At 59.1% G+C, this 11,472-nt stretch carries 10 protein-coding genes; 7 read left to right on the forward strand and 3 right to left on the reverse strand.

The window, feature by feature from the left end; translation table 11 throughout:
* Positions 1-3: 3 nt before the first annotated feature.
* The 4 genes from J2X09_RS11730 (at position 4) to J2X09_RS11745 (ending at position 4,756) form a co-directional block, all read left to right on the forward strand.
* Positions 4-936, forward strand: coding sequence for a LysR family transcriptional regulator (locus tag J2X09_RS11730; RefSeq protein ID WP_204733599.1), 933 nt, complete (start codon positions 4-6; stop codon positions 934-936).
* Between the two features lie 125 nt (positions 937-1,061).
* Complete coding sequence (locus J2X09_RS11735) at positions 1,062-2,030, forward strand: Bug family tripartite tricarboxylate transporter substrate binding protein (RefSeq protein ID WP_204733600.1); 969 nt, start codon at positions 1,062-1,064, stop codon at positions 2,028-2,030.
* Positions 2,031-2,038: 8 nt separating this feature from the next.
* A complete protein-coding gene (locus J2X09_RS11740) occupies positions 2,039-3,013 on the forward strand; it encodes a Bug family tripartite tricarboxylate transporter substrate binding protein (RefSeq protein ID WP_204733601.1) in 975 nt (324 codons plus the stop codon).
* A 6-nt stretch (positions 3,014-3,019) separates the two neighbouring features.
* Complete coding sequence (locus tag J2X09_RS11745; RefSeq protein WP_310308302.1) at positions 3,020-4,756, forward strand: CocE/NonD family hydrolase; 1,737 nt, start codon at positions 3,020-3,022, stop codon at positions 4,754-4,756.
* Between the two features lie 17 nt (positions 4,757-4,773).
* Here the strand turns inward: J2X09_RS11745 and J2X09_RS11750 are convergent, their stop codons facing one another.
* A complete protein-coding gene (locus tag J2X09_RS11750; protein ID WP_204733602.1) occupies positions 4,774-5,718 on the reverse strand; it encodes a LysR family transcriptional regulator in 945 nt (314 codons plus the stop codon).
* Between the two features lie 170 nt (positions 5,719-5,888).
* Between J2X09_RS11750 and J2X09_RS11755 the strand changes: the two genes are divergently transcribed.
* Positions 5,889-7,604 carry a CocE/NonD family hydrolase gene (locus J2X09_RS11755; RefSeq protein ID WP_204733603.1) on the forward strand — a complete coding sequence of 572 codons (1,716 nt, stop codon included), beginning with the start codon at positions 5,889-5,891 and terminating at the stop codon, positions 7,602-7,604.
* Positions 7,601-8,602: a Bug family tripartite tricarboxylate transporter substrate binding protein gene (locus J2X09_RS11760; RefSeq protein ID WP_204733604.1), complete on the forward strand. Its 1,002-nt coding sequence runs from the start codon at positions 7,601-7,603 to the stop codon at positions 8,600-8,602. The genes J2X09_RS11755 and J2X09_RS11760 overlap by 4 nt, the downstream gene beginning before the upstream one ends.
* Before the next feature lie 27 nt (positions 8,603-8,629).
* On the opposite strand, the gene J2X09_RS11765 is transcribed toward J2X09_RS11760, so the two are convergent.
* A complete protein-coding gene (locus J2X09_RS11765; RefSeq protein WP_310308305.1) occupies positions 8,630-9,640 on the reverse strand; it encodes an NAD(P)H-quinone oxidoreductase in 1,011 nt (336 codons plus the stop codon).
* Positions 9,640-10,626, reverse strand: a complete 987-nt coding sequence (locus J2X09_RS11770; protein ID WP_310308307.1) for a Bug family tripartite tricarboxylate transporter substrate binding protein — start codon at positions 10,624-10,626, stop codon at positions 9,640-9,642. Before J2X09_RS11770 ends, J2X09_RS11765 begins: the two co-directional genes overlap by 1 nt.
* Before the next feature lie 234 nt (positions 10,627-10,860).
* Between J2X09_RS11770 and J2X09_RS11775 the strand changes: the two genes are divergently transcribed.
* Positions 10,861-11,463, forward strand: a complete 603-nt coding sequence (locus tag J2X09_RS11775) for an SDR family oxidoreductase (RefSeq protein WP_204733606.1) — start codon at positions 10,861-10,863, stop codon at positions 11,461-11,463.
* Positions 11,464-11,472 lie beyond the last annotated feature (9 nt).

Consider the following 11,472-nt stretch of genomic DNA (forward strand, 5'->3'; position numbering starts at 1 on the left):
ACGATGAAGCATCAACAGCTTCGATACTTTCTGCAGATTGCAAGTTCGGGCAGCATGACCAAAGCTGCGGCAGCCTTGCACATTGCGCAGCCGGCGCTGTCCCGCCAGATGCAGTTGCTCGAAGAGGAGCTGGGCATTTCCTTGTTCGAGCGGTCCACCAAAGGCGTCCGTCTGACTCCATCCGGGGAGCTGCTTCGCAAGCGAGGCAACGCTCTCGCCTTGCAACATGAGAGCGTGGTGGACGAACTTCGATCGCAAAGCGGATCGGAGGCCAGCTTCTCGCTCATCGTTCCGCCCTCGTTGCATGAGTTCATCACGGTTCCGTTGGTCTCTCGTTTTCTGAAAGAGAACCCGTCGCAACTCCTGAAAGTCAACGAAGCAGCCAGCGCGGTCATCGACGTCACGCTTTGGCTGGAAAGCGCACAGGCCCATCTGGCAATCGTCGCCGGCCCTCGCAGCACCGCTGCGCTGTCTGCACTTCCTCTGGTGGTCGAACCACTGTGCGCGGTGACTTCTCTAGATCGGGGCCTTCAACTCGACGCCCCTGTGTCTCTTTCCAGCATCGTCAGCGTCCCACTGGCAATCCCAACACGTCCAAACTCCATTCGAGTGATCGTTGACCGAGCGTGCGGCGAGCAAGGCGTCGTCCCACCAGTGTGCCTTGAAGTGAACTCAAAACAACTGGCGCTGGACTTGGCAGAGGCGGGCTCCGTCACGGCCATCCTCCCATATTCGGCGATCTACTTTGCTGTTGCAGATGGTCGATTGAGCGCGGCGCCCATTGTGGGAATGGTTATCGAATGGTCAATGGTGCGCTCGCGGAATCGATATTTCCCCAACATCGGCGAGCACGTCGAGGCAATGGCAACGGACATCGCAGAGAAACGCGTCGCTTCGGGCTCATGGGGCACTGCGTACATACCCACCGGCTTCTGAGGGATTTCCCCGACATGCCGCATGGGCATGACGTCAGCGAAATTTCGTATTTCCTCCCCAGACGCTAGCACCCATAGCCTTCGAACCCTGCGACGCATTCCGCAGATACAACGAAGGAGACTTTCATGCTCAAGCCATGCACCCGACTACACGCCTGCCTGTTCGCCACCGCTTTGATCTGCGCGGCAACCGGCGTAGCAGCGCAAGAATCTTCGCGGACCACTCGTCTCATCGTGCCATACGGTGCGGGAACCGCCACCGACATTGCAGCCCGGGCAATCGCAGAAAAGCTTGCCGAGCGCACAGGCAAAGGCGTCGTCGTAGACAACCGGCCAGGCGCAAATGGCATCGTGGCGATTCAGGCTGTAACTTCCGCCCCTGCCAACGGTGAGACGTTACTGTTTACCAACCACAGTCCGTTCGTCATCAACCCACATCTCTACGCGGGAGCGGGGCGAGATGTCGCCAGACTCACGCCTGTGAGCTTGGTCACGACTGGCTCATACCTGATGGTTGCCACCCCCTCGGCCGGCATCCAGTCTATTGCTGATCTCATCAAGAAGGCACAAGCCTCTCCTGGGAAAGTGTCGTATGCGTCCTACGGCGTGGGTAGCGGCCCCCACCTGTGCATGGAGATGATTCAGAGCTCAAGCAAGATCAGTTTGCTCCACATCCCTTACAAGACGGGCTCCTTGACGGATGTTGTGGCAGGTCAGGTGGATGTATCGACCGAGCCGATCGCCAACGCGACACCTTTCGTCAAAGAAGGAAAACTCAAGGCGCTGGCATTCACCGACGAACGCCTGCCGCAAGTGCTGCCCCAGGTACCCGCAGTTTCCGAGACGATCCCAGGATACCGTTGCGACCTCTGGCTGGCTATCTTCGGACCGGCCGCGATGAAGACGACCCCTCAACTCTCTCAACTGAATGAATCGCTGCGCGCGATTGTGGCCATGCCTGACATCCAGAAGAAGATTCAGGATCTTGGCCTGGTTCCCAAGTGGGCGGGACCGGAAGAGGTCGAGCGCATTGTCGCAAACGACTCCAGGAAATGGGGCGACCTCATCAAGCAGGCCAACATCAAGGTCGATTGAGGCGAATCATGGCGAACATCATGGTCCTCCTCCATCGCACGCTGGCATTGGCACTTACATCCGGCTTGCTCACTCTGCATGGCGATGCCGTATCTCAACCGCAACGGCCACTTCGCGTCATCGTGGCCTATGGCCCCGGCACCAGTGTCGACGTTGCGGCGCGCGCCATTGGCGAGAAACTGGCAGAGCGAATGGGTCGGCCAGTCGTCATCGACAACCGCCCCGGCGCTAACGGCATGCTCGCTCTTCAGGCCGTGGCCAAGTCCGAACCTAACGGTGACACGCTGCTGTTCACCAACCACAGTCCGATCGTCATCAACCCGCATCTGTACGCGGCAGCTGCAGAACCTCTTCGCGAAGTGACGCCAGTTGGTATGGTCGCTGTCGGCTCGTACCTGCTGGTTGCACATCCATCCACCGGCATCGCGACACTCGACGATCTGATTCGTGTAGCCCGGCAGAAGCCAGGGAAGCTTACCTACTCCTCATACGGCGTTGGCAGTGGCAACCACCTCTGCATGGAAATGATTCAACAGGAGACAAAGGTTCGCTTGACACACATCCCCTACAGGACAGGCTCTCTGACTGACCTGGTGGGTGGTCAGGTTGACGTCTCGGCGGAATCAATCGCTCAGGCAGTGCCCTACGCCAAAGAAGGCAAGCTCAACGCCATCGCCTTTACCGATCAACGCATGCCGTCGGTGATGGCGAAGATTCCCGCGGTGCGCGAGAAGCTAACGGGTTACCGCTGCGAGAACTGGGTTGCCTTGTTCGCGCCTGCCGCCATGCGGTCATCGGCCACCGTGCAGCAGACCAGCGACCACGTTCGCGCCATCGTGGCTATGCCGGACATCCAGAAAAAGATTCTGGACTTGGGGTTGGAGCCTCTTGGTAGCACGCCCGGAGAACTGGAGCAGTCCATTCGCGACGACCTGCGCAAATGGGGAGCCGTCATCAAGGCGGCCAATATCAAGGTGGAATGAAGAGAAATGAAAATGCTGAGATCTGAAATCGCGGACGGAATGCGGATTGACTGGGACGTGGAGATCGTCATGGACGACGGTCTTGTGTTGCGGGCGGATGTCTTCAGACCTGTCGAAGAAGGGCAGTATCCCGTCATCCTGAGTCACGGGCCATATGCCAAGGGCCTGGCTTTTCAGGAAGGTTATCCGGATTGCTGGGACCGCATGGTGAGCAACCATCCGGATGTCGCTGCCGGCAGTACCAACAAGTACCAAAGCTGGGAGGTGGTCGACCCCGAGAAATGGGTTGCCCATGGATACGTGTGCGTGCGCGTGGATTCTCGCGGTGCGGGCAGATCGCCCGGCTATCTTGACGTGTGGTCACCGCGCGAGACACGGGACTTCCACGACTGCATTGAGTGGGCGGGGACACAGCCCTGGTCCAACGGAAAAGTCGGGTTGAACGGCATTTCCTATTACGCAATGAACCAGTGGCAGGTCGCCGCATTGAAGCCCCCGCATCTGAGTGCGATCTGCGCATGGGAAGGCGGCGCCGACTTCTACAGGGACATGAGTTACCACGGCGGTATCCTGAGCACCTTTCTGGCCAACTGGTACGACAAGCAGGTCAAAACGGTTCAGCATGGACTGGGTGCCAACGGACCGCGAAGCAGAGTCACCGGCGAATGGGTGTGCGGCGACGAAACGCATACCGTTGAGCGACTGCGCGAATCGCGAGCAGACTTTGGTGCAGAAATTCGGGCGCATCCTTTTGACGACGAGTACTGGCAGGCCCGAACGCCACGCTGGGAGGACATAGAAGTCCCATTGCTGTCTTGCGCCAACTGGGGCGGTCAAGGGATCCACCCACGTGGCAACTTTGAGGCCTTCACACAAGCCAGATCGCGCAACAAGTGGCTGGAGGTGCATGGCCTTGAACACTGGAGCCTCTTCTACACAGACTACGGCATCGACCTGCAGATGCGCTTCTTCGACCGATTTCTGAAAGGCCAGAAGCATCGCTGGGACGACAAGCCACGCGTGCTTCTGCAGGTGCGCAAGCTCAACGGCTTCTTCCATCGTCACGAAAACGAATGGCCTCTGGCGCGAACCCATTGGACGCACATGTTTCTGGATGCCGATACGGACTCCCTGGAGGAGAGCCCAGGCGGCAACAGCACAAAGTCGTTCGAGGCGCTCGGCAAGGGAGTCACTTTCCTGTCTCGCCCCATGGTCGAAGAAACGGAAATTACGGGCCCCCTCGTGGCCAAACTTCATGTGTCCTCAACCACGGAAGACGCCGACCTTTTTGCTGTATTCCAGATCATCGACCCACAGGGAAAGGAAGTCGTCTTCCAGGGCGCGCTCGATCCTCATACCCCTGCGGGACAAGGGTGGCTTCGCTTGTCGCACCGCGAGAAAGACGCCAATCGGTCGCTGCCGTGGCGGCCGTTCTACCGTCATCAGCGCGCCAAGTTCGTCGCGCCAGGTGAAGTGGTAGCGGTGGATGTTGAGATATGGCCGACCTGCGTGGTGGTTCCCGCGGGGCACCGCATCGCGCTCACCGTTCGCGGTCGCGACTACGAATGGGACGGGCCGCCTGCGCGTCTGGCCAACATGAAGAACCCACTGACTGGCTGCGGCCCATTCCTGCACAACGATACCGAGAACCGACCTGCTCCGCTGTATGCAGGCACCACATCGATTCATTGTGGAAGCTCAACGCCGTCCAGCCTGCTTCTGCCCATTGTTCCGGCGCGCTGACGCCAGCGCAAAGCCTCTCAACCTGGAAGCAGCGATGCCGCCTCCTTGTGTACCCGGATGGCACCTTGCGAACTGGCCTCGGCTGAGGCCAGTTCCTCCAGCAACACCTCCTGGAACCGCAACAGTGCGGCGCTCACGGACCGGTCGGCACGGCGTACGAGTTGCCTCTCGATCATCAGCCCTGCGATCGGGCCTCCAGCGAACTCACCGCTCTCTATACCGCGACTAATCGCTGAATAGGGTGAAACGTGGGCGCCCACACCCATGGCGACCAGCCCCTTGATCGTGTGAATGCCGTCTGCTTCTACCACCACGCTCAGTTCAATTCCTGCCTGTCGCGCAAGGTCCTCGAGGAGGAGCCTCATCGTGTTTGCTCGGCTGGGCTGTACGAGCGATCGTCCCGCCAGATCTGCTAGAGCGTAGCCAGGCTTGCGGCGCCTGCGAGGTCCTGGTAGCTCCAGCAACCACAGTTGTTCCGCGAAAAGTGATGTGGGAATGAGAAGCGGATTGTCCTCTCGTCCAGTGATGACAGCCACATCTAGTCTGTCGCCCAGAAGATCGTCGCGAAGTGCGTGGCTATAGCCTTCTCTCAAGCTGAACCCCACCTGGGGATATCGCAACCGAAAAGTTCTGACCGCCTTGGAAATCAGCAGATCGCCCACAGACGGAGGAAACCCGATGCGAAGGCACCCACTCACTGCCTCGCTCGATGCGACGACTTGAGCGCGCACGTCGGCCATGTCGCGAAAGATCAACTCAGCTCCCGCCACCAGACGACGACCAGCGTCAGTCAGTTCAGCGCCGCGACTATGGCGAAGGAGCAACTGCACGCCCAGATCCTCTTCCAGCAGGCGTATTTGTCGCGTGATGGCAGGCTGCGCGATATGCAGGGCTGCCGCGGCCTTTGTGAAGCCTCCGTGCTCAGCAACACCCAGGAAGTACCGGAGTTGGATCAGGTCCACGCGAGACGCTCCATATCAGGATTGAATGAATTCCATAGGCATCGAGTATTTCATTTTTTTGTCACTCCTTCCTAAGCTTCAGGCATGGAGTGCAGCACTCCCCTACCCGTTCACATGGAGACAACACAGTGCAAGTTTCGCCGCGTCAAGAGGCAACACATCTTTCATACATGCAAATCGAATGGGACGTCGCGATCACGATGGACGATGGCCTTGTATTGCGTGCCGACGTGTTCCGCCCACCGGGTGATGGTCCATGGCCGGTGCTTATGAGTTACGGGCCGTACGGCAAAGGTCTTGCGTTTCAGGAGGGGTATTCGACGGCGTGGGAGATCATGCTAAGAGACCATCCTGATACGGCCCGGAACTCCAGCAATCACTATCAGAACTGGGAGGTTGTCGATCCAGAGAAGTGGGTGCCGTATGGCTATGTGTGCATACGCGTGGACTCTCGCGGCGCTGGACGCTCTCCCGGTGAGCTGAACCTGCACTCCGCGCGCGAGACGCAAGACCTGATCGACTGCATCCAGTGGGCGGGGACGCAGCGCTGGTCAAATGGCCGAGTAGGTCTAGCCGGCGTTTCCTTTTATGCCAGCAATCAATGGCGCGTCGCCGCCCGCCGACCACCTCACCTGGCGGCCATATGCGTTTGGGAGGGGTACAACGACCGTTACCGTGAGTCGGCTCGCCACGGGGGGATTCTCTGCACCTTCACGCGCAACTGGCAGCAGATGCAAGTGGTCTCGGTTCAACATGGTCGAGGCGAGCGAGGGCCCAAAAGCCGAGTCACTGGTGAACTTGTCTGCGGCCCTGAAACCCTCAGCGAAGAAGAGCTTGCCGCACTGCGCGTAGACATGTGGGGGGAGTTGCAGCGGCGTGAACTCCACGATGACTACTATCAATCCCGCACCCCGGACCTGGAAGAGATTCAGGTGCCCCTGCTTTCTGCAGCGAACTGGGGAGGCCAAGGGCTACACACACGCGGCAACATCGAAGGTTTCTTGCGCGCCGGCAGCACAGAGAAATGGCTCGAGGTACACGGTGGCTCACATTGGGCGGGCTTCTATACCGACTACGGCGTCGATCTTCAACGCAGATTCTTCGATCGATTTCTCAAGATGGACAACACCGGATGGCAACATCAACCGAAGGTGCAGTTGCAGATTCGCCACGCAGATGGGTCCTTCACGCAGCGTGCAGAAGACGCATGGCCCATTGATCGCACCTGCTGGACCAGGTTCTATCTGGACGCAACGTTGGGCATGCACCCCACCTCGGGGCCGACCACTGGCGGTCGAGTGACCTATGAAACGATGGGGCATGGCGTCACCTTCCGCACATTGCCTTTCGAGATGGAGACGGAGATAACCGGCAACGCTGTCGCGCGCCTAAAGCTCTCCAGCGCCACTTGTGACGCAGATCTCTTTCTGGTGCTCCGCCTCTTCGACCGGATGGGCCAGGAGGTCGTTTTTCAAGGCGCACTGGACCCTCATACACCATTGGCTCAAGGATGGTTGCGTGCGTCTCATCGTCAGACCGACCCCTCGCGCAGTCTTGCCTGGCGCCCTTGGCATTCACACAACAGCAAGGAACTGCTGGAACCAGGAGTTCCCGTGCATGTGGACGTCGAGATCTGGCCCACATCGATCGTGATACCGGCCGGCTACTCTCTGGGCTTGACGGTCCGGGGCAAGGACTACGAATACGACGGTCCGGCTGCCAGCCTCTCCAACATGAAGAACCCGATGCGCGGCTGCGGCCCGTTCGTTCACGACGATCCTCAGGACAGGCCTGCCGCCATCTTTGACACCTCGGTCACTCTGCACATGGATGCGGAAGACGACGCCTACCTGTTACTTCCCATCATTCCAAAGACAGCATCATGAAAGCTTCAACCGCCCTGATCTCCCGCCGACGCGCCGTCCAACTGGCTGCAGCGACCCTTCTGCCTAGCCGTGCCCTGACTGCAATGGCACAGACTGACTTTCCGAGCCGAGCCGTTCGTATCGTCGTACCCTTTCCGGCTGGTGGTAACTCCGATGTCATTGCCCGAACCATTGCCCAACGCCTGACGCAGGCCTGGAACCAACCCGTCGTCGTTGACAACAAGCCAGGGGCCGACACAGTTATCGCCACATCGGACGTTGCGCGTGCGGCTCCAGATGGTCACACCATCCTGATGAACATCTCGCTGATCGTGCAGAACACCGTCACAAAGGAGAAGCTTCCCTTTGACACGTTCAGAGAACTGCGCCCTCTCATCGCGGCAACCGAGACGCCGATGTACTTTGTCGCTGGTCAGGCCGGCTCTGAGCGACCCACATCGCTCGACGAATTCCTCAAGATCGGCAAGGCACGGCCTGGCCTGTTGACATTCGGCTCGTTCGGCATGGGGTCGACAGGCCACCTGCTCCTTCTTGCGCTTCAACGCGCTGCAACGGTGGACATCACCCACGTGCCGTTCAAGGGCAACAGCGATGTGATCATCCAGTTACTCAATGGTCAGATCACATCTTCGTTTCTTCCCTACAGCGCGATTGCCCCACATCTTGCCGGAGGCAAGATCCGCATCTTGGCGGCCACCGGCGAAACACGCCCGACAATCGCGCCAGGTGTGCCCACCTTCGAAGAGCTCGGCATCAAAGGATTCACAGCGTCACAATGGAACGGCTTCTTCGTCTCCACCCGAACGCCAAAAACGGCAATGGACCGACTGACCCGGGACTTCGACACGGCGATCAAGAGCGCTGAAGTTTCCACGCGCCTGAACGCGCTGGGTCTCACACCTGTTGGAGGCACCCCTGAGCAGTTCCAGAAGATGATCGACCGGGACTTCGAGTTGATCCGCACGGCAATCAAGAGCGGCCAGTACAAGCCTGAGTGAGAGCGTGGACGTCGCTCTCAAAAAGTATCAATGCGGGTCCATTGACAGTACGATTTTTCCAATATGGGTGGATGCTTCCATCAGACGATGTGCGTCCCCCACCTCCTCCAGCGGGAACACGCGGTCGACCCGGGGCACACAACGTCCCTCGTTGAACAGCGGCCATACGTGCTCATACAGAGAACGAGCAATGGCCGCTTTCTCTTCCTGAGTACGAGGCCGCATCGACGAGCCTGTCACGACGATTCGCCGAGATGAGATGGCCATGAGGTTGACGGACTCGACCACCGCGCCACCCAAAGTACCAATCAGCTGCAGCCGGCCATCTTTCGCCAGAGCCCTCAGGTTTTCATGGAAGTAGGAGGCTCCCATGATGTCCAGAACCACCTCCACTCCACGGCCACTAGTGGCCTGGAGCACCACATCCGCGAACACCTCATGTTGGTACTGGATGGGCGTCGCCCCAAGCGACTTCACGGCGCGCGCCTTTTCCTCCGAGCCCACTGTAGCAAACGCTGCAATCCCGAATTCACGGCACAGCATCAAAGCCGTGTAGCCAATGCCGCTGGTACCCCCATGTATCAACACCGGTCCTCGGGGGATCGATGCTCCATTGCCAAACAGGTTCGCCCATACGGTGAAGAACGTCTCTGGGATTGCGGCCCCCTCAACGAAGCTGCAGGACCTAGGAAGCGGCAGAACCTGGCCTGCCGGCACCAGACAACGGTCTGCATAGCCGCCACCATTGGTCAAGGCGCACACCTCATCGCCCACCTGAAAGTTGACCACTTCTTCGCCGACCGCGTGCACGATTCCGCTGATCTCCAGCCCCGGAATCGGACTTGCGTCCGCTGGAGCAGGGTAGCGACCCGTCCGTTGAATGAGGTCCGGACGGTTGACACCTGCTGCCCGAACCCTGATCAACACTTCTCCAACACCAGGCTGCCCAATGGTGGCCGTTTCGAGTTGAAGGACTTCCGGCCCTCCGAAGCCCTCCAGCCGGATTCGGCGCACCTGCGGGTCTTTGTCATAGGCCATCAGTCAACCTTGGCGCCGCTGTTGACCACGTAGGGCTTCCAGCGCTGCTTCTCCTGCGCAATGAATTGCGCAGTCTGTTGCGGGCCGTGATCGGACACGCTGACAGCGCCAATCTCCGCGAGCCGAGCTCTGAACTCGGCTTCGGCGTGAACGGCTTGAATCTCACGCGCCAGCAAATCAGCAATGGCGGGAGGTGTGCCTGCGGGTGCCATCCAGGCATTCCAGGTGCTGGCGTCGAAGTTGGGCAACCCCACCTGTGCAAACGTGGGGACATCAGGCAAGGTCGGGATGCGTTGCGGGCCGGTCACTGCGAGACCCTTGAGCGTTCCGGCTTTGATATGAGGCGCATAGACAACCGGCGAATCAAAACAAAACGCCACTGTGTTCGACAGCAGATCGTTCGCCGCAGGGCCACTTCCCTTGTACGGAACATGAACGGCAGCAAGGCCTTGCTGCTGCAGCAACATGGACGCCGCGACATGACTGGCCGATCCGCTCCCCGCTGAGGCATAGCTCAGACCACCCGGTGCACGACGCATCCGATCCAGAAGATCCGTCAACGATTGCACTCCGCTGGTGGTCGCGGTGCACATCACCAAAGGAGCTTTCACGGTCAACGCAAGTGGGGTCAACTCATCCGATCGGAAAGGCATCTTGGTATAGATGAACTCGTTGAACACAAGAAGGGACAGCGTCGCGTAAAGGACTGTGTATCCGTCTGGGCGGGCGCGTGCCGCCGCAGTTGCGCCGATATTGCCGCCTGCTCCACCACGGTTGTCCACGATGAACGACTGGCCCAACCGCTGCTGCAGACGAGCGGCTACCAGTCTTGCCACGACATCCGTGCTACCGCCAGCCGAGAACGGCACAACGATTGTCACGGGTCTATCCGGGAAGCTCGACGCCCGTGCGAGCCCGTGCCCTCCAAGGGTTGCGCCCAGCAACGCAAGGGCTTGCCGCCGCCCAATGTTTTCAGTTTTTTTCATTGCCATTGTTTGTCTCCGATCAAGAGCGCCAGCGTACTCAGCTCCGTGCATCAGCGGAAATGCCGTTTGGGTATCCGATGCATAACAACGGTGGATGGAAGGCACTCTGGCGTATGTGAGCCCGTTCCCATGCCGCACTGAGATTGCGTGCATAGAAATTCGGTATTTGTCGCCGCGCAGCATTGACACGTATTCTGCGGACCGACAAGTCGGACACTGGAGACCGAAGCAACCATGAGAGCCAACTCGCTGATAGGAAAGAACGCGTTCTTCGTTGGGGGCAGCAGTGGTATCGGACTCGCTGCAGCGCGACTGGCGCAGGAGATGGGGGCCAATGTCATCCTTGGCGGAAACAACGCAAGGCAATTGACAGAAGAGGCCGGGATTCTGAAATGTTCTGGCTTCGCAGGGATGGACGTGAGTGATCGACGCTCCGTACAGAGTGCCGTTCAAGACCTCCCCAGGATTGACCATCTAATCATTACCGCGGGTCGCCGCATCACGGGAAGACTCGTGGATTCCGAGCCAGACCAGTTGCTCGAAGCCGTTCGCGAGCGGGTCTGGGGTGCTGTTTATGTGGTTCATTCACTGCTTGGCAAACTCGCGCCAGGCGCATCCATCATCCTAACCAGTGGAGTGCTTTCACAACGCCCCAGCGCCCCAGGAAATTCAGTTCTGGCCGCTTCCGTCGGTGCTGTCGAAGCTTTAGTTAGAGGTCTGGCGATCGAGCTTCAACCCATGCGCGTGAATGTGAAGTCCCCTCGAAAACCTGAACCAGTTGGAAGTAGAGAATTCCCTCAGCAGGAGTCTCTACATGAAGAAGTCCAGATTCAGTGAAGCGCAGAT

This window comes from Hydrogenophaga laconesensis (assembly GCF_031457235.1).
GTDB classification, from domain to species: Bacteria; Pseudomonadota; Gammaproteobacteria; order Burkholderiales; family Burkholderiaceae_C; genus Hydrogenophaga; species Hydrogenophaga laconesensis.

Bases quoted from the DNA above. Each gene is read 5' to 3' on its own strand.
- J2X09_RS11755 (WP_204733603.1), top strand. From the start codon at position 5,889: ATGCAAATCGAATGGGACGTCGCGATCACGATGGACGATGGCCTTGTA.
- J2X09_RS11740 (WP_204733601.1), top strand. From the start codon at position 2,039: ATGGCGAACATCATGGTCCTCCTCCATCGCACGCTGGCATTGGCACTT.
- J2X09_RS11730 (WP_204733599.1), top strand. From the start codon at position 4: ATGAAGCATCAACAGCTTCGATACTTTCTGCAGATTGCAAGTTCGGGC.
- J2X09_RS11735 (WP_204733600.1), top strand. From the start codon at position 1,062: ATGCTCAAGCCATGCACCCGACTACACGCCTGCCTGTTCGCCACCGCT.
- J2X09_RS11765 (WP_310308305.1), bottom strand. From the start codon at position 9,640: ATGGCCTATGACAAAGACCCGCAGGTGCGCCGAATCCGGCTGGAGGGC.
- J2X09_RS11775 (WP_204733606.1), top strand. From the start codon at position 10,861: ATGAGAGCCAACTCGCTGATAGGAAAGAACGCGTTCTTCGTTGGGGGC.
- J2X09_RS11770 (WP_310308307.1), bottom strand. From the start codon at position 10,626: ATGAAAAAAACTGAAAACATTGGGCGGCGGCAAGCCCTTGCGTTGCTG.
- J2X09_RS11745 (WP_310308302.1), top strand. From the start codon at position 3,020: ATGAAAATGCTGAGATCTGAAATCGCGGACGGAATGCGGATTGACTGG.
- J2X09_RS11760 (WP_204733604.1), top strand. From the start codon at position 7,601: ATGAAAGCTTCAACCGCCCTGATCTCCCGCCGACGCGCCGTCCAACTG.